This is a genomic window from Paraburkholderia sp. Cy-641 (assembly GCF_011752945.1).
GTDB lineage: Bacteria > Pseudomonadota > Gammaproteobacteria > Burkholderiales > Burkholderiaceae > Paraburkholderia.
On record NZ_VWWM01000092.1, the window covers coordinates 1 to 18996 of the forward strand.

Here is an 18996-nt window from a genome sequence, read left to right on the forward strand (position 1 = left end):
TCACGGGCTCCGTCGTCTGCATGCAGTTGCAGGATGCGCCGAGGAGAACCCTTAAACCGGACATTTCTAACTGGCCCAAACCGGACATTACTAAATGGCCGTCACAAATTTATGGTTGATAATTTATGTTATGTAAAATTAAATAAAACCTCCCAATACCCCCCATCCGACACACCACACCCACCCAAACCACCCGACCCTCGCCAGCACATCAATCAGCTAGAATTCTTCAGAAGAAAGCCGCTAAAAAAGCGGCTCAAATAATAAAACTCAAATAGGCCATGTCTAAAGTCTCCATCGTCGTTCCCTGCTTCAATCAGGAAGCGTTCATTGCCGAAGCCCTCGAATCGGTGCTGGTGCAATCCTACGGCGACTGGGAATGCATCATCGTGAATGACGGCTCTACCGATGGCTCTGACGCCATTATTCGGCAATACGCAAAGAAGGATCGCCGGTTTCTGCCTTTTCTCAAGGATAACGGCGGCGTTGCTGCGGCTCGCAACTTTGGTTTTACTCAGGCGTGCGGCTCACTCTTTGTGCCGCTCGATGGCGACGACAAACTGCACCCGGACTATCTGCGCCGAGTCGTCGAGCGCTTCGAGGTCCAGCCCGATACCGTGCTCGTGTATACCGGCACGCAACGTTTTGGCGAGAGTCGCAAGGTGTGGCGCTTGCCAACATATAGCTACGAAAAGCTGCTCTGGCAAAACATGATCGTCAACACGGCTATTTACCGGCGTGAGGCGTTTCTGGCCGCGGGTGGCTACTCTCCGGAAATGATCTTCGGCTTTGAAGACTGGGAATTCTATGTACGACTTCTGAACCCCGAATCCAAAGTCCAATACATTGACGCGCCGCTGCTTTTCTATCGCATCAAGAAAAGCTCGCGATCGACTGAGCTGGTCGAAAGAGACAAGATCAAGGAGTCGCAGCGACTGATCTATGAGCGCAATCGCGCGAAGTATGCTCAGTATGAGGCCAATCCCATCAACGTCTTCGGCAAGTGCATGAAGGACTTCGCCCCTTCGTATACGGCGCGCTATAAGCGCCAGGCCTGCTACATGCACGCTGCGTACGGCATCGCGATTGCCTTTCTGCTCGCAACGGTGGGCGTACTGCTCACGCGCTAACATGAGCATCACAATCGCGCGCCTCGTTCGGGTAGTACGCCGAGGCCGGGAATATCTTTGTTGCCGGTTATCACCAGAGCGCGTGAGTCACTTTGGATAGTGCGCGCGGAATGAACAGGCACGAGCATGGCGAAGACGACAAAGTGCCGGCCTGCGAGGGACGTGTGTCCACGAGGCTATCCACGCGCGATAACCTTCACTACGCCTCGATTCATTAAACATCAGGTGCATGCATGACGAATGCACGGTGTAAAGATCGAATAGTCGTCAGCGCAATAGCAAATCACTTATGCACATGCAAGTGTACGAGTGTCCCCAATTCGCGCTTCCTGCAAATGCGAATAGTCGTTCATATATACGAAGCTCGATTTGATTTCCTTAGAGGCGCAAGCAAACCTTGGCGGCCGCCATGCTGCCATTGACGCTGGCGTCTACAACGAGAACGGCTGGCTTGCCGGACTCCTGTTTTGCGGCGAATTGCAAGTCAACTTGTATATGGCAGTGTTCTCTATTCACGCTTTCTGAGAATACGAATAGTAGTTCTTATACGAGGAACTCGATTTTAGATAGGCCCCACCGTCAAATTCTTGGCGAGCGCGTAGCGCTCATCCTTGGCACGAGAAACGGATGCCGACATGCACTTCACCGCCACGCTGTAGATGCTCTCGCGCAAATTCGATGCGAGTGATGAGATTCTCTACGTCATCCCGCTCGCAACCCAGGTACGGATTCGTTCGTTGATGTCCTGCAATTGTCGCAGCGACGCACGGCGCATCATGTCAGCGATTTGGCCCGGTGGAATGTTGGTGAGTGCCGATACCGTGGCGTTCAGCCTCGCCTGGAATTCGCGTACGCGTTCGCCGCTGTCCCGGCGATACTCCGGCGACTGGGGATGGGCCGGATTCGCTGACCGTCCGGGATCCGTCGGCGAATAGGGCGTGGCGGGTAGATTGCTGGTACGCATGGCGAAAGACACGGGTTCAAAGTTGAGTCGAATGTACTCGCGTCAGTCGACTACGCGGTTCTTGCGGCGAAGCGCGGTCGCGTATTCCGAAGGGGCGTGAGCCGAATAAGATGTGCGTCCGGTTCCGCCGGCTCTATTGCATTCTCGTCAAATGTACAAGGTTAACTTTGTCCGCTTTTGTGACACGTAAGCTATCGGGGCGCCGTTTCCGCTTGTGCGTGGGTGCCGGCACGCTCATCGCAACAATCACATCGAGAATGAATGGGTTGCGGCGAATGCCAAGCATAAAGATCAGCCAAGTCGCCAACGCAATAGCAAGTCAATTTGCATATACCAGTGCTCGAGTGTTCTCTATTAAAGCATTTCTGAAAAATGCGAATAGTATTTTTTATGCGAGAAGCTCGCGTTGATTTGCCTGGATTCGCAAGCAACTATCGCGTCAATTTCGATTTTCAATTGGACGCCAGTCGGTCCTTTTCGTCTAATTAAGCGGATTTTTAAGTAGCCGAAAATTGACGCCGGAGAACAATCGAAATGTCAGAAAGAACGAAGCGAATCGCGAAGAGTCTCGTGGCCGCAACCTGCGCCGCGATGATGTCGTCTCCCTATGCCGCCGATATGACGCGCGATAACGGATCGCCGGTTGGCGACAACCAGAACTCGCAGACGGCCGGACCGGAAGGTCCGGACACGCTGCAAGACTCGCATCTGATCGAAAAACTGCAGCGCTTCGATCGTGAGCGTATTCCCGAGCGCGTCGTGCACGCGCGCGGCACCGGCGCTTTCGGCGACTTCGAGAGCACTGCCGATATCAACGACCTGTCGATCGCGCAAGTGTTCAAGCCCGGCACGAAAACACCTGTTTTCGTGCGCTTTTCGACGGTCATGGGCTATCGCGGCTCGCCGGAGCAGGCACGTGACCCGCGTGGCTTCGCGATCAAGTTCTACACGACCCAGGGTAATTGGGATCTGGTGGGCATCAACATGCCGATCTTCTTTATTCGCGATGCCATCAAGTTTCCCGACTTCGTGCATGCCAACAAGCCGAGTGCCGTGACGGGCGTTCAGGACGCTAACCTCGCGTTCGACTTCTTCTCGCATGCGCCCGAAGCGACGAACATGCTCACGCACCTGTACACCACGGAAGGCATGCCGGATTCGTATCGCCACATGGACGGCTATGGCGTGCATGCGTTCAAGCTTGTCAACGCGCAGGGCCAGGTGCACTACGTGAAGTTCCACTTCAGGAGCGAGCAAGGCATGCATGGTATCCGCCCGCAGGATATCCCCGGCTCGATCGGCGCGGACTGGAACCTGATGACGAACGATCTGTACCACGCAATCAAAGCGGGAGACGATCCGAAATGGGACCTGTATATCCAGGTGCTGAATCCGCAGGACCTGAACAAGTCCGACTATGACGCGCTCGACGACACGAAGATCTGGAGCAATGTGCCCGAGCGCAAGATCGGCACGCTGACCCTCAATCGCGTACCGGATAACTACTTCGAAAGCACCGAGGAATCGGCGTTCGCGCCGTCGCGGATGGTGCCTGGTATCGAGCCGTCCGAGGACCGCATGCTGCAAGGCCGGATGTTTGCCTATGCGGATACGCAGATGTACCGTCTCGGCGCGAACTTCAATAGCCTGCCGATCAATCGCCCGCGCGTGCCGGTTGTGAACAACAACCAGGACGGCAAGATGAACTTCGGCGACCGCAAGGGCGAAGTGAATTACGAGCCTTCCACGCTCGGCGAGATTCCCCAGGACCCACGCTACAAGTACGTGCAGACGCCGCTTTCCGGCACGACTCAGCAAATGGCGATCCGCAAGACGCTCAACTTCCGGCAGGCGGGTGAGTACTACCGCACCCTTTCCGAGCAGGACAAGCAGGATCTGGTGACGGCGCTGTCCGGCGACCTGAACCACGTGACCAACGACACGAACAAGTACACGATGCTCTCGTACTTCTACAAGGCCGATGCGGATTACGGCAGCCGTCTGGTAGATGCGACGCACGCGGACTTGCCGCGCGTGAAAATGCTTGCCTCGAAGCTTTCGGATAAATAGCCGCTAGAAAACGGCGGAGACGGCTGTATGGTCTCCGCCGGTTCAAGGTGTATTAAGGCTTGAAGTTGTGCCGCCTATTCAAGCGGAGAATCATTGCGATGAACCCCTTCCGATCTATTCTGCCCCCTGTGCTTCGCGTGATGGCCATGGCCTGCGTGGCCGTTGCCATGGCAGGTTGCGCATCGACACCGGTGGCCGCGACTACCGGTGCTCACCCGGAGCTGCGCCGCTACGACGAAGAATGGTTCGACGCGGCGCGTATCGGACGCGTCGATATTCTGCAGACGCTCGTTGCCGCGGGCTACCCGATCGATGCGACGACGCACGAGGGCTATACGGCGGTGATACTCGCGGCCTACCGGCATCAGCCTGAGGCACTCGAGTATCTGCTGCGCACGGGCGCGAATGCATGCACGGGTGACCAGCACGGCAATACCGCGCTGATGGGCGTTCTCTTCAAAGGAGATACGGCTCTGGCCAGGCGCCTGATCCAGACGCACTGTCCGATCGATCAGACCAACAATGCCGGCGAAACGGCGCTCGCCTTCGCCGCGTTGTTTGGACGGGTCGATCTGGTGCCGCAACTCGTCGCGCACGGAGCGAATCTCGAGCATGCCGACGAGCTCGGACGGACCGCGTTGCAGATCGCGGTTCAGCAAGGTAATGCCACGACCATTGCCGCATTGGAAAAGGCCGGCGCGCAGCACGTTCCCGATCCGGCGATGTACAACCATCCTTGAAATCAGAACGCGAATCCGTTCGCTTCGGATCTTGCACCGGCTTTTCGCCTCACCGGATCGTTGCGCTTCGCACGCCGAATACATTGTGTCTCCGGCACAGAGGTTTGCCCGTTCCGCAACGATATAGAGAACACCTATGCCTACCCGTTCTATCCGTGGGAACAGCCAGACCCGCTCCCCTGCCGGCAAACACTTTGAGAACGACTCCCCTGCCCGCCAGAGCGAGACTTCAGCACGATCCGGCGTACGTCGTATGCCGGAACTCCTGACTCGATTGGGCGAGAAAAAAGCTCCGCGTCCTGAATCTACAACGGGTAAGGTCCCGGTCAAGCGGGTACAGACAAACGACACGGTCGAACCGACCAGAGGGTCGGCCGGGATTCGCAAAAAATCCGCCACACCTCGACATAAAATGATGATTCAAATGGGAAATTGACTGCCTGATTGGTCAAGGGAGCCGAGCAGATCGTTCCCAGGCTGCTGATGTGCCCCGTACGGCGAAAGCACCTCGACAACATTATTGAGCAAGTTGAGATTGAAGCGGAAGTATCGGTGTAATGGGCAATTGCCACTCGACGCGGGGGCAACGAAAGCCGTGGAACGGTGATTTGTTCTCCTTTCTCGCTCATAAGTAACCCATCGGTTCGCGAACTGAGTTGGAGGTTCGCCACCAAGAAGCCCATCGGCAATGGATGCCGGCAAACTCGGCGTGCGGCTGGTTTCGTCGTCTTCACGTGTCATTGAGGATAGGCTAGCCATGCCCCTGATGCTGCCGTGTCAATACTGTTCACCGCCATGAAATCCCGAGAAACCTCAGCTTCCAGTTCCCAGTTTCCCAGCACACCCTCGGCCTCGAACGAGGCTTGTGCCCGCGAATCGCTTACGGGGACATCATCTCAAGCGCGGCCGCAGGCATCGGGGGCGCTGTCTCGGCTCATGCAGATGCGGCGACAGCGTGGCAGCGCGTCCGAAGCTCCGCCGCCGAAGGCCCATTCGGCGGCACCTGCTGACTTACGGCTGCATGCCGCAGTAAGGCGCGCCGATGCTACTGCCATACGCGAGCTTGTCGATTCAGGCCTGAAACCCGTTCACCTGAACGATAACCGTCAGACACCGCTCGACGTGCTCGACTCAATGGCTCTCGATGTGGCGTCGAGCCAGCTAATCCGTAGTGCGTTGTTGCACTCCCAGAACGAATCGGCGCCGCTTGGCTACGTCAAGCCGGAAGCGTTCCACGGGAGTCCATGGGGCTTCGAGATTCTGCTGTCGGGTGAATTGAGGGGGGGAGTCAATGATACGAAGGGCGGCACGCAATCCCTCGAAGGCAAGGTGTTCTTCTCCGACCGAACACCGACGTCGCCCAGCGAGCCGACCACACGCACCGACTTGCGCAAAAACGCTCGCATTTATTCGAACGGCTCTGGGTGGAAGGCCACCACCGCAAGTAGCCGCGGATTCCAGTATCGGATGGTGCAAGCCATGCTTGAGGGCATAAAGCAGAAAGCGCCGCTGAATATGCAGGGTGCGCCTGAAACGATCGAGGCGCAAACCGCGGACGATATTTGGCCACAGATTGTCGGTCATTTGGGACAGGTATTTCACAAGACCGGGTCGTTCGAAGGACCCGAGTTCGAGCACGCTACCCTGAATAAAATGTTTGAGGCGATACAACTCCCGTCCTCGCTCACGCTTAAAGTCGCGCAAACGCCTAGCCACGTGGTTCAGGGACGAGAACTATATGAACTTTATGGACGGGCAGCCACGCAGTTGAAGCAACAGTTCGAAAACGGCAAGACACCGTTTCTTGCCGTGATCAACGAGGGACGTATGGTGCCGGTGGTGTTTGGCTTCGAGAAAGTGTCTGGCCTGCAATCCCACACTATTGAGTACATGCCTCCCAAGGGTCCCAAAAGCTATTCTTACCAGAGCGCAAATCATCCGCTAACGGGCTCCGACGCGGGCGGCAAGCTGAAAGAGATCGAGGTGCGCGACCTGGAGGACCTTGCAACTCTCAGCCTTGCCTGCCTGGCGCGTGGCGTAGCGATCCCCGAGGACGCAACCATTCGTCTGAAGAAACGGGCACTTCGAGCGCCGAAGGCCCACTATTTGACGTCAACCCAACGGGCGCAGTTCGAGGCGGCAATCATTGGGGCGTTGTCTCACAAGACGGGAAATTCCCCCAAAGAAATGCGTTCCGTCATCGAGAATGCGTCGATTGAGCAGTTGCAAGTATTTAATGCATATCTGAGAAGTCTGCCATTGACGAAGTTCTCTGTTGCTTGACGACACGTTATCGAGTCGGCGTCGCAACGTTTCCTGCAGTGCAGTGGCGAGGAGTATGCGATACGCCGTTGGACTCGGGTAGTGGGCAAGTGCAATGGCGGCAATCGGCATCTATGTCGCTAACTTATATTAGCGATAGGGGTATATTTTCTTGCCAAACTGCCAGTTTACGAAACGCGTCACGTCCGGCCGTCATGCCACTGTCATCCCGGCACCTATAATTTCTGGATGCCCATCTCACACCCGCTGCCCTTTCCCGACTCTGCGTCTCTGGCTGCATTGCGCACCTGGTACGCAGGCGTCGGCTCGCGCGAAGCCGTCGAACACTATTGTCCCGAGCAGCTCGGCGACGGGAAATCGGCCCGCGGCGTGATTGGTTGTATCCGACGCCAACTCATCGATTTTGCCGTCAGTCGTCATCGCGACGATCTGGCGAAACTGTTTCAGTGCGAAGCAGGCGAACGGACTCGTCACTGCAAGGCAGTGGCGAGCGCCATAGACGTGCTGCCATCGCTACTGATACCGCACCCAAAGATCAGCGACCCAATCGATGTGTGGCTGCCGTCCCGGGCCGTCGCCGCGTTGCGTGCGCACGGCATCAGGACGCTGGCAGACCTGACAGTGCGAATTCCCCGTCGCCGTCGCTGGTGGCTCGCCATTCCCAGTCTCGGGGAGCGCAGTGCCCGCCGGGTCGAAGCCTTTTTGCGGCTTATCCCGCGCTGACGGAGCGGGCTCGTGCGCTGATCGTGGCGGCCACCCCGGAATCCGTGACGCCGTGGGAAAACATCCGCGTCCCGCATGACGTCGACGGTTCGCACGGCATCTTCCGTGCGCCGAAGTCGATGTGCGCACTTGAGGCCAATAACGATTATCAGGCTATCAACGCCTGGCTCGACCGGCACGAAGCCACGGAAACGCAGCGCGCCTATCGCAGGGAAGCCGAACGCCTGCTGCTCTGGGCGATCCTCGAGCGCGGCCGCGCCTTGTCGTCGCTGACGAGTGAAGATGCGACCACCTATCGCACTTTCCTGCGTCACCCCACGCCGCGCGCCCGGTGGGTCGCACCAGCGCGGCCGCGGTCGTCGTCCGAATGGCGGCCGTTCACGGGCGCACTGTCGCCGGACTCCATCGCCTACGCACTATCGGTGCTGGGTGCAATGTTTCGCTGGCTTATCGAGCAACGGTATGTGCTGGCCAATCCGTTTGCGGGCCTCAAAGTACGCGGCGCGCCGCACAACGGTGAATTGAACATCGCCCGCGCCTTCACGGCTGGAGAGTGGGAGTTGGTACGAACGATTGCCGATGGGCTGGAATGGTCCCATGACTGGACGACACCGGCCGCGCAGCGTCTGCGCTTCGTACTCGATTTCGGTTACGGAACCGGCCTTCGGGCAGCCGAACTGGTTGGCGTCACGCTCGGCGGTATCGAAATCGGCGCGCGCGGCGAGCGATGGCTGCATCTGACCGGCAAGGGCGCGAAGATCGGCAAGGTTGTGCTGCCGCCACTCGCGCGTTTCGCGCTTGATCAGTACCTGGTGCAACGCGGCCTGACCGTGAACCCGGCGCGATGGCCGCCGAATACGCCACTGCTCGGGCATCTCGATGCACCCGGCGGAATCACCACGCCGCGATTGAGGGAGATTCTGCGCCGGTTCTTTCACGCGGCTGCCGACAGCATCGAAGTCGATCACCCAGCACTCGCCGGCAAGCTGCGGCGCGCAACGCCACATTGGATGCGCCACACGCACGCCACCCATGCGCTGGCGAATGGCGCTACGCTCACGACCGTGCGCGACAACCTGCGTCACGCGTCGATTACCACGACCTCGGTCTACCTGGACGACGACGAGGTCCAGCGCATGCGGCAGATCGAGGGAATCTTCGCGCGGCGCAGAGCAAGGTGACGATCGCTCACGATCCGATCTATCCGGCGCTGCCGGCAGCGCCAAGTGCTGCGGAGCTCGACGCATTCACACCGACTGCAGCCGAAATGCGTTACGTACGCCGCCAGGTCCGCCAGGAGTCGACCACAGTGCTGCTCATGGCGCAGATGAAGCTGCTGCAGCGGCTCGGCTATTTCCCAATGCTAGTCGACGTACCGACCGTGATCATCGACCACCTTCGCGCCGCGCTTCGTGCGGGTCCGCTACCGCGAGCGGTCATCGCGCGCTACGATCAGTCCGGTGCGCGAATTCGGCACCAGAAGCTGCTGCGCGACCATCTGGGCATACACCCGTTCGGCGGCGACGAAATCGGATGGCTGACCGACCTCGCGCGCGAGGCCGCGCAAACGAAAGCCGAGCTGCCTGACATCGTTAATGTCCTGATCGAGGAACTGGTGCGGCGTCGCTACGAGCTGCCGCCGCTCGCGCTGCTGCAACGAATTGCCACACAGGGGCGTCGTGCCGTCAACGAGGCGATCTACCGGGCCATCGGCGGCCAACTCGATGGCGCGTTGCGGACTCGCCTCGACGCGTTGCTGGTCACCAAAGGCGGCAAATCCGGCTGGGAGGAGCTCAAACGTGAACCGAAGAAGCCAACCACGCGCGCCGTTGCGGCCTTCCTGAAACACATCGACGGCATCCGGGCGCTCGCCGACGGATTGCCGCCACTGCCATCGATGCTGTCGGCCAGCAAACGCGAACAGCTCGTGATCGAGGCGCGTGCGCTCGACGTTGCGGAATTGCGCTCGCTGCGGACCAACAAGCGCTATGCGCTTGCCGTCCTGTTTATCCAGGCGCAGCTTCAGAAGGCGCTTGACGACGTTGCCGAGATCTTCATCAAGCTCATGCGCAAGTATGAAGTCTATGCGAAGACGGGGCTGCAAAAATACCGGCTCGACCACGCGGAGGCGGTCGACGGCCTGGTCGGGCAATTCCGGGACGTACTGCAAATCCTGCAAGACGACGAGGTGCCGGAGCGCAAGCGCTTGGCGCAAATTCGTGCGGCACTCGGTGATCCGGCCGCGACGCTCGCGCAGTGTAATGATCACATCGCCTACGCCGGTAATTTCGATCTACCGTTCATGCTCGTGCCGTACAAAACCCAGCGCTCGCTGCTGTTCCAGTGCCTCGATGCGCTGCCATTGCGCTCGAGCTCGCAGGACCGCGCGGTGCTGATCGCGCTCGCGTGGCTGCAGGGCTTCAGGGCGGCCCACCGCGAATACCTGTTGCTGACCGAGACCGACCTCGCTAACCTGCCGCTCGAATGGATGCCGGAGAAATGGACGCGTGCCGTATTTCCACACGGCCGGGACAGCCGCATGCTGCATCGGCGCTTCTTCGAGCTGTGCGTGTTCCACCAGATCATGCGCGAGTTGAATTCGGGTGATCTCTTTGTCGAGGCCAGCGATCGCTACGACGATTATCGGATCCACCTGGTCTCCGACGAAATATTCCAGCGCGAACTACCGCGCTACTGCGAGACCATCGGCTTGCCGACGGACGCCAAGACCTTCGTGAAGGCGTTGCGCGATCAACTGAGCGTGGCACTCGACGACACCGATGCCCGGTTTCCGGAGAACGACAGCGTCGAGTTTGGCAACGACGGGCTAATCATCCACAAGCCCGGCAAGGAGCCCGAGCCGCCGAACATTACCCTAATCGATCAGGCCATCAAGGCGTCGATGCCCGAAGTCAGTATCCTGGATCTCCTCACCGAAACCGAGCAGTGGCTCGACCTGCACAAGCTGTTCGGGCCGCTATCCGGCTTCGACGCCAAGCTCGACGAGCCGCGCAAGCGTTTCATCAGCACGCTGTTCTGCTACGGCTGCAATCTCGGCCCGAGCCAGACCGCTAAGTCGGTAAAGGGGCTGAGCCGCAAGCAGGTCGCATGGCTGAACCTGAAGCACGTCACCGAGGAGCGACTCGACAAGGCAATCGTGAAGGTGATCAACGCGTACAATCAGTTCGCGTTGCCGAAATACTGGGGCAGCGGCAAGCGCGCGTCGGCCGACGGCACCAAGTGGAGTCTATACGAGCAGAATCTGCTGTCCGAATACCACATCCGGTATGGCGGCTACGGCGGGATCGGCTACTATCATGTGTCGGACATGTACATCGCGCTGTTCAGCCACTTCATCCCGTGTGGCGTGCATGAAGCGGTCTATATTCTCGACGGACTGATTGAGAATGGCGCCGACATTAAGCCCGTACGATCCACGGCGATACGCAGGCGCAGAGTGGCGCCGTGTTCGGTCTGTCGTACGTGATGGGCATCGATCTGATGCCGCGCATGCGCAACATCAAGGACCTCGTCCTGTACAAGGCCGACAAGCGCCGCAAGTACGAGAACATCGACAGCCTGTGTCGGCAGACGATCGACTGGAATCTGATCGAGCGGCACTATGCCGACATGATGCGCGTCGCGGTGTCGATCTAGGCGGGCAAGATGACGCCGTCGACGATCCTGCGCCGGCTTGGCTCAGAAAGCACAAAGAATAAACTGTACTTCGCGTTTCGCGAATTCGGGCGCGTAGTACGGACGTTGTTCCTGCTCAAGTACCTGAACGACCCGGAGCTGCACCGCACGATCCACGCACAGACGAACAAGAGCGAGCAGTTCAACGACTTCACGCAATGGTTGATGTTCGGCGGCGAAGGCGTGATCGCCGAGAACCTGCGGCACGAGCAGCGCAAGATCATCAAGTACAACCACCTGGTCGCGAACATGGTGATCCTGTACAACGTGCAGTGGATGTCGCGCAAGCTGAAGGAGTTGCAGGAGAAAGGGCATCCGATCGACGCCGAGGTGCTCCGGAGCCTGTCGCCGTATCGGCACGAGCACATCAACCGGCTCGGCGACTATCTGCTGGACCTGCTGCGGCCCGTTTTACCGCTCGACCCGACCATCGATTTCGCCTTTAAATCAGCAGCTTAGGTCGAGATGTGGCGGATTTTTTACGAATCCCGGCCATACCTCGACCAGGCCCATCACCGAACAGGAAGACTGTATCTCTCGCTTCGAGGAATGGTCTAACTCGCTTCCCAAGGATGAATCGAAGATGGCGCGATTCGTGACGAGAGTCACGACGAAAGCTTCGGAAAAACTTCGACACGCGCCAGCACGCCAGGAAGGGGAGCTCTTCTTTGTCACGCGTCTTTCCGAAGAGGGGCACCAGGGGCATGTCATACGTAACCAGTTTATTCCGTCACGGCGTCAGCTCAATAGCGGACATCTCCTCATCGCTAACGCCAACGATAAGGAAAAGCAGCGCTGGTATTTCTATCCCAACAGCGATCATCCGTTCGCTCCGGAGTCCGCTCAGGACCAACACGCCCGGCCTGGCAAACTGATGGTGATGGACGCCAGCGGGAGCACCGTGGCACAGGAGAACTTCACGCCTTCCAGATCACAACTGGAGAGCGGGAAATATTTTCTCGATCATCACGAAGGCGTCAACAACTGGTACTTGATAGACGACTTCGCGAGCGTCTTCCCGGACGCCGTGACAGATCAGCCTGAGCAACAGGGCTGAAGCGCTTTCAAGCATACGAAGCGTGGCTCACTGCAGCTATCTTCAGGCATGCAAAGCAATGAGTCACAATCGGAGCGTGTCCGTCACGCTCCCTGAACCGCCGAACACCGCTGCTTCCGCGCAAGACCGCGTGCATCGACTTCGTGCACGCGCAGTCGATGCACGACTTCGCTGTCCTCGATGCCGAGCCGCTGCCAGCCGCAGTGTTCGATAAACCTGAGCGCCTTCGGGTTGTCGGCCGGCGTGCGCAGCAGGATCTCGTCCTTGAGGCTGAAGAGCCACGCGAGCGTCGGCCCGAGCAGCAAGCCCCAACGGCCGTGATGCGACGGCAGCACCGCGATGTGTGCCGATTCGCCGTCGAAGATCACGCCGCCGATCGGCTGCCCCGCTTCCTCGAAGCCGACCGACGGGCAGTCCGCATAGAACGCCGCGAACACCTCGCGCGTCACCACGCTCAGCATCGCCTCGGACGCACTGCTTCGCTCCGCGTCGTAGTAGACGTTCAGATCCACCCGTTCGGTCAAGCGCAGGTTCATGACGCGCTCGCGAGCAAGCCGGTCGGCTCCGGCTGTTCCAGCAGATGAGTCATCGCACACCGGATGTGCTCGTGCGGAGAGTTCTCCACCAGGTCAGCCGCGCGGCCCTTCCAGTTCGGGTCCTGCAGGAAGAACAGGCACAGGACCCGCAGATCCGGACGGAAATCCTCGTCGAATTCGTTCAGCAGATGCAGCGCGTTCAACGCCCAGCCGCGCTGGATCGCGATCAGCACGCGGAACACGACGACATCCTCCTGCTCCATCGAAACGCGGTTTTCCTGCGCGAGCGTCTCGAGACAGGCCTGCGCCTTGTCCAGTTCGTCGTCGCCCAGCGCGTGCAGCATGCCCAGCGTCAGCGAGATGCGTCGCTCGCGGGCTTCATCGATTGCTTCGTTCATGGTCTTTCTCCTCGCGGCCTCGCCGTCGCGTCGATACGTATCGATCCGTGCCGACTCGCGAACCCGTTGAACCTCGTGGCCCGACGAACGGCGTCACGGCCTGGCTCATCCTTCGAACTGGGCCTCGGCGCTTTGCATCGTCAGTTCCTTGCCGGCATGCAGCATCACCTGTCCGGTGCCGCCGGCGATCTCGGCCTCGCCCGCGCCAGGCACGAACAGCAGGGCGGCCGGCGCCACGTTGCCCAATCCCTGCGCGATCTCGCCGACGTTGCCGGTCACGATGCCGCCGCCGATCTGCGAGGCGCCGTCGATGCCGTCGTTCACGATGTTGGTAGCGCTATTGAACGTGCCGTCGACGAAGTTCTGCGCAGACGGGCCGGCCACGGCGGACAACGCGATGCCGAGCGGCAGCGTGTTCATCGCCAGGTCAACCGAGCCGTCCGCGGTTTCGGCGACGCCGCTGACCGTCTGCTTAAGGCCCGATTCGAATTCGTTCGCCCCCGATTTCATCAGGTCCGGATTGACGGTCAGCGCACCGCCGACCACCTTGAAGGCGCCGCCGACGTCCTTGCCGATACCTTCGAATGTATGTTTGATGCCGTCGCCGATTTTCTCGAAGGCATGTTTGATTCCGCTCATGACGAATTCCCCTGATAGTGTGAAATGCATGTGGTCCAGATCACACGATGCCCTCCTTCGCGGCGCGACGCCGGACGAACGCGAAGCACGGAGTGCCGATGCGAAGCGTGGAACGCCCGCGCCGCGAAGCAGTTACCGCAGCGTGACGTCCGGCGCCAACAGCAGCGCCTGCGCGATTCGTGTCGCCATCGGCTCGTCGTCCCGGTACGCGGCCGCATACGCGTAGGTGCGCCACGTCGGGTCGCCGAGTGCGTACAGACAGACGGCGGTCAGCGCGATACCGCGCGAAGGCAGCTGGCCCGCGCGCTCGACCTGCCGCAGCTCGCGCAGTGCCTCGCTCCACGCGCGTGCACGCACGTGGAGCGAGGCGAGCACGACCCGGGCGCCATCGTGATCCGGCCGCATCACGGCAACCGCATCGAGCAGATCCCGCACGTCCGCCGGCGTGCCGAGCGTGGTGCCTGCCCACAGCACGCCGACCATGCCCGACAGGACCCTGTCGTGCTCCGTCGTTGCCGTCATCGCCCACCTTCCGTCTCCGCGCGCGTTCGATTCCGGGTCCACGTTCCGCCGCGTCATTTGGCGCCCGCCAATGCTTTTGCTTCGACTCCGACGTTCGCGAGCGTCAACTGGTCGCGCACCTGATCGATGAAGATGCCGGCCAGCAGCGCGAGCATCAGGATCGTCAGCCCGCCCTTCAACGGCTGCGCGAGCGAATGCAGATCGAGCTTCTGCGACACCTTGCCGGTGAAGCCGAAGCCGATGTCGATCAGCAATAGCAGCACCATCATCGGCGTCGCGAGCTTCGCGACCGTCTCCATCAGCGAGTCGGTTTTCATCAGCACGAACGACTCGATAACCTTCGTGCTCGCCGGCGTCAGATCCTGGATCGGCCACCACGTGTATGAGTCGTAGACTGCGCCGAGCAGGAACGTCATTCCGCCGAGAGTCCAGAATGCGGTGATCGCGAACAGGCTCAGCAGCGTCGAGGTCAGCGACGTCTGCTGCCCCTGGCTTGGGTTCTGCATCTGGACCTGGTTGAAACCCGTCAGATCGTCGACGTAGGTGCCGACGGCTTCGGCCGCCCAGAACACGCTCGACGCCGCGAAACCGAGCACGACGCCGATCAGCGCTTCCTTCAGGCCAACGGCGACGAGGATCATCGAATCGCCCTGCTCCAGCAGGCCGCGCTGGCCGTATGCGACGAAGCCGCCCCACAGCAGCGCGAGCGCGGTGCGCACGCGGCCCTGCACGACGCTGTCCGAGGTCGGCGGGAACATCATCAGCAGCACCATCAGCCGTTCGCTGCACAGGCCGAGGATGATCATGTAGCGGACCAGCTGGTGGCTGGACTCGATCGATGCGTAAGTAATATCGCTCATGGCGGATCAGGTTCGGGAAGGCGCCGGGCGCGGCGCGGGGCAAGGCTTGGGGAGCGAATCAGAAATCAGAACAGCAGCTGAGGCCGCCGCGTTTCAGATACTTCGTCATCCTGCGAATCCTCAATCTCCCGTTCCCGCTTCTTGATGAGCGCCTCGCGGCGCTTCGCATAGATTTCGATCCGCGCGCGGTTGCGCAGGATCTGGGTGCGCGCGTCGCCGATCTGCGCCTCTTTCGCGTCGAGCGCCGCGCGTGCCTGACTGGCCTGCGCTTCCAGCGCCGCGTGATGCTCGGCCGCATGCGAACGGAAATCGCGCAGCTTCAGCAGATCGTCGGCGCGAAATCGCGTACCACCAAGCATCGTGTCGATCTTGCCGTCCTGGTTCGCGAGTTCCGCCGCCTGCGCATCGGCCGCACCGCGCCGCTCGTCGAGCGCGCCGGCGAGCGCCTGCGATTCGCCGCGCAGCCCCGTCAGAGCCGAATTCAGCTTGCGGTCCAGCTTGCGCCGCCGCGACAGCACCCGCTCGAATGCCACGACCTGTCTGTCCTTCATCGTCGTCTCCCAATCGTCCGTATCACCGTTTGCCCGCTTACGATTGCACCAGATCGAACAGCATCGCGATCGTGTCGCCCGGATCGACGAGATCGTCCGTCGCCTGGCCGAGGAACGCGCGGATCGCGTCGATCTTCGCGATCGCCTCGTCGGCGAGCGGATCGGTGCCCGCCTGATACTCGCCGACCTGCAGCAATAGTTCGACTTCCTTATGTTTCGCCATCAGCCGGCGGATATGTCCCGCCGCCGCGACGTGGTCGCGCCCGACGATCTGCGTCATCACGCGCGACAGGCTGCCGAGCACGTCGATTGCCGGGTAGCGGTTCTGCGCGGCGATCTCGCGCGACAGGATCATGTGGCCGTCGAGAATCCCGCGTACTTCCTCGGCAATCGGGTCGCCGCCCGATTCGTCCTCGGCGAGCACCGTATAGAGCGCCGTGATCGAGCCGTGCTTCGAGCGGCCGGCGCGTTCGAGCAGGCGCGGCAGCTCGGCGAAGATCGACGGCGGAAAGCCCCGCCGCGTCGGCGGCTCGCCCATCGCGAGGCCGATCTCGCGCTGCGCGCGCGCGAAGCGGGTCAGCGAATCCATCATCAGCAGCACACGCATTCCGCGGTCGCGGAAATACTCGGCGACCGCGGTGGCCGCGTACGCGGCTTTCGCGCGCTCGATCGACGAGCGGTCGGATGTCGCGCAGACCACCACCGAGCGCGCCATGCCCTCCTCGCCGAGAATATCCTCGACGAACTCGCGCACTTCCCGGCCGCGCTCGCCGATCAGCGCGATCACGTTGATGTCGCAGCGCGCGCCGCGTGCGAACATGCCCATCAACGTGCTCTTGCCGACACCGGCCGGCGCGAAAATGCCCATGCGCTGCCCCTCGGCGAGCGTCATCATGCCGTCGACGACGCGCACGCCGGTCGGCATCGGCGTGTCGATCACCGGGCGCGACATCGGATCGGGCGGATCGGCGATCACCGGCTGCCACTCGTCGCAGTCGAGTTCGCCCTTGCCGTCGATCGGCTCGCCGAGGCTGTCGATCACGCGGCCGAGCAGCCCGTTGCCGATCCGCAGCGACAGCGGACGCTTGAGGCCGATCACGCGGGTCGCGCGCGACACGTTGCCGAGCCGCCCGAACGGCGACAGCAGCGCGGTGTCGCGGGAGAAGCCGACCACCTCGGCGCGCTGCAACAGTTCGCCTTCCGGCGAACGCAGCTCGCACAGCTCGCCGAGCGTCACATCGAGGCCCGCCACGCGCACCAGCGTGCCGATCACTTCCTGCACCTTGCCGCACGCGACCGACGCGGGGCTCGCGCGCAGTTCACGCTCGATCGCGTTCATCAGATTCGAAAAGCCGCCGCCGGCGTCGTTCCAGCCATCGGTGCCGTCGGTTGCGTCGCGCAGGTCGTCGGTATCGTCAATCATGTTTCGGATTCCTGTTCAGGGTCTCGCGTCACGCAGCCAGCGTCGCGTCCTCGGTCTGGCCGTCGTCGTCATAGGTGCCGTCCGGCGCGGCGTGATCGTGATACGTGGTCGCTTCGTCGGGCAAGTCGGCGGCGTCGAACCCGGCGTAGTGGTTGTCGTGTGCGTCTTCATGGTCGTACGCGTCGTTGTGGTCTTGCGCGTCTTCGTTGTCGTACGCGCCTTCGTTACCGTATGCGTTGTTGTCGTGCGTGTCGCCAACGCCGGAGTGTTCGTCATCACCACCGTGATCGTCGCCGATACCGTTACCGCCGCCATTGCGCTCGCCGTCACCCCGCCCCGCCATTGGCTGCCCGCCGTTTGCCTCAACCGGTTCGTCTTCGAATTCCGACTCGGGCACACTCCGCACCGCGCGGGCCAGCGCGCCGCGCATCGCGGCGAGTTGCAGCGGCAGGCTCGCGTCGAGCGCGCCGAGATCGGTTTCGATCACGCACGCGCCCCGTTCGAGTGTCGCGTCGCCGCGCGCCAGCAGCCGCACCGCGATGCCGGCCTCGCGCCAGCCACGGGCGGCGGCGTCGAACGCGGCGGTTGCGGCCGCGAGATCGGCCGGATGCACGGCGAACTGAACTGGGCTGCCGTCCGCGACGATCTGCTCGACCGACTTCGCAGCACGCGCGAACAGCTCGGCCGGATCGGCGGAGGCGACGATCTGCTCGACCGCGAGCGAAACCAGCTGCGCGAGCCGGTCGCGGCGGCGGCGGCCAATCGTCTGCGCGGCGGCGTGCGAGCGCAGCGCGCGCTCCTGCCAGTCGGACAGCCCCTGCGCGAAGCCGTCGTCGTAACCGCGCGCGGCGGCACCGTCGTATTCGTGCTGCGCGGCCGCGCGGATCGCGTCCGCCTCGGCCTGCGCCGCGTCGACGATCGCCTGCGCTTCGGCGCGCGCGGCCTCGAGTGCCTCGTCGCGCAGCCGGTTCAGGTCGACGCACTCGGCATCGACCTCGACGAGCGTCGCCAGATCGCCGGCGCGCAGCACGTCGTCATCGGCGCCGACGCCGAACCCGGCGCCCTCGGCGCGCGGATTGCGTAACCAGATCACCATGACCACGATCGGTAGCGCACACGTCTGAACTCCCGTCACCCTTCACCACCTCGTATGCCGTCCTCTGCTTGAAAAAAAAAAAATCATTCTTTTCACCCATCTCTGCTGCCCCCTCTCTCTACTTACTTCAATTTTCTTCTCCTACCTGCGCATATAAGGCCGTCTTCTACCTCCCTTCTCATCTTATCCCGCCTTGTTATCCCTTCACTTACTTCCCTTTCACTCATCACTCTACCCCTACTGCCCTTCCCGCCCTCTACCCGCATTGCTTCTCCTGCCACTCTCTCTCTTCTGCTACTCTTCCTCCC

General features: G+C 61.1%; 15 protein-coding genes and 2 pseudogenes. 7 read left to right on the forward strand and 10 right to left on the reverse strand.

Annotation, left to right across the window (positions count from 1 at the left end):
- The first annotated feature begins 281 nt into the window (after positions 1-281).
- Entirely contained in the window at positions 282-1130 is an 849-nt protein-coding gene (locus tag F3J20_RS30270) for a glycosyltransferase family A protein (protein ID WP_167044014.1), read from the forward strand.
- A gap of 697 nt (positions 1131-1827) precedes the next feature.
- On the opposite strand, the gene F3J20_RS30275 is transcribed toward F3J20_RS30270, so the two are convergent.
- Positions 1828-2094 carry a hypothetical protein gene (locus F3J20_RS30275; RefSeq protein ID WP_167044017.1) on the reverse strand — a complete coding sequence of 89 codons (267 nt, stop codon included), beginning with the start codon at positions 2092-2094 and terminating at the stop codon, positions 1828-1830.
- Positions 2095-2628: 534 nt separating this feature from the next.
- Between F3J20_RS30275 and F3J20_RS30280 the strand changes: the two genes are divergently transcribed.
- The 6 genes and pseudogenes from F3J20_RS30280 (at position 2629) to F3J20_RS30305 (ending at position 12663) form a co-directional block, all read left to right on the forward strand.
- Positions 2629-4164: a catalase gene (locus F3J20_RS30280; RefSeq protein WP_167044020.1), complete on the forward strand. Its 1536-nt coding sequence runs from the start codon at positions 2629-2631 to the stop codon at positions 4162-4164.
- Between the two features lie 167 nt (positions 4165-4331).
- Complete coding sequence (locus tag F3J20_RS30285) at positions 4332-4904, forward strand: ankyrin repeat domain-containing protein (protein ID WP_240159066.1); 573 nt, start codon at positions 4332-4334, stop codon at positions 4902-4904.
- A 774-nt stretch (positions 4905-5678) separates the two neighbouring features.
- Positions 5679-7187 carry an ankyrin repeat domain-containing protein gene (locus F3J20_RS30290; protein WP_167285705.1) on the forward strand — a complete coding sequence of 503 codons (1509 nt, stop codon included), beginning with the start codon at positions 5679-5681 and terminating at the stop codon, positions 7185-7187.
- A 228-nt stretch (positions 7188-7415) separates the two neighbouring features.
- A pseudogene (locus tag F3J20_RS30295) lies at positions 7416-9091 on the forward strand (site-specific integrase).
- Positions 9088-12065: pseudogene (locus F3J20_RS30300) on the forward strand (Tn3 family transposase). Before F3J20_RS30295 ends, F3J20_RS30300 begins: the two co-directional pseudogenes overlap by 4 nt.
- A gap of 124 nt (positions 12066-12189) precedes the next feature.
- Positions 12190-12663: a hypothetical protein gene (locus F3J20_RS30305; protein ID WP_167044030.1), complete on the forward strand. Its 474-nt coding sequence runs from the start codon at positions 12190-12192 to the stop codon at positions 12661-12663.
- Positions 12664-12746: 83 nt separating this feature from the next.
- Here the strand turns inward: F3J20_RS30305 and F3J20_RS30310 are convergent, their stop codons facing one another.
- The 9 genes from F3J20_RS30310 to F3J20_RS31925 form a co-directional block, all read right to left on the reverse strand.
- Positions 12747-13199: a GNAT family N-acetyltransferase gene (locus F3J20_RS30310; protein ID WP_167044033.1), complete on the reverse strand. Its 453-nt coding sequence runs from the start codon at positions 13197-13199 to the stop codon at positions 12747-12749.
- Positions 13196-13597 (reverse strand): HrpB1 family type III secretion system apparatus protein, encoded by a 402-nt coding sequence (locus F3J20_RS30315; protein WP_167044036.1) that lies wholly within the window; start codon positions 13595-13597, stop codon positions 13196-13198. The genes F3J20_RS30310 and F3J20_RS30315 overlap by 4 nt, the downstream gene beginning before the upstream one ends.
- A gap of 105 nt (positions 13598-13702) precedes the next feature.
- Complete coding sequence (locus F3J20_RS30320) at positions 13703-14236, reverse strand: hypothetical protein (protein ID WP_167044039.1); 534 nt, start codon at positions 14234-14236, stop codon at positions 13703-13705.
- A 132-nt stretch (positions 14237-14368) separates the two neighbouring features.
- Entirely contained in the window at positions 14369-14758 is a 390-nt protein-coding gene (locus tag F3J20_RS30325) for an HrpB1 family type III secretion system apparatus protein (protein ID WP_167044042.1), read from the reverse strand.
- 53 nt (positions 14759-14811) lie between these two features.
- Positions 14812-15618 carry a type III secretion system export apparatus subunit SctT gene (gene sctT, locus F3J20_RS30330; RefSeq protein WP_167044045.1) on the reverse strand — a complete coding sequence of 269 codons (807 nt, stop codon included), beginning with the start codon at positions 15616-15618 and terminating at the stop codon, positions 14812-14814.
- 65 nt (positions 15619-15683) lie between these two features.
- A complete protein-coding gene (locus tag F3J20_RS30335; protein WP_167044048.1) occupies positions 15684-16169 on the reverse strand; it encodes a type III secretion system protein in 486 nt (161 codons plus the stop codon).
- A gap of 37 nt (positions 16170-16206) precedes the next feature.
- Positions 16207-17508 (reverse strand): type III secretion system ATPase SctN, encoded by a 1302-nt coding sequence (sctN, locus tag F3J20_RS30340; protein WP_240159078.1) that lies wholly within the window; start codon positions 17506-17508, stop codon positions 16207-16209.
- 112 nt (positions 17509-17620) lie between these two features.
- On the reverse strand, positions 17621-18688 hold the full coding sequence (sctL, locus tag F3J20_RS30345) for a type III secretion system stator protein SctL (protein WP_205299422.1): 1068 nt from the start codon (positions 18686-18688) through the stop codon (positions 17621-17623).
- Between the two features lie 122 nt (positions 18689-18810).
- Positions 18811-18996, reverse strand: a 186-nt coding sequence (locus F3J20_RS31925) for a hypothetical protein (RefSeq protein WP_205299423.1), incomplete at its 5' end; no start/stop codon positions are given.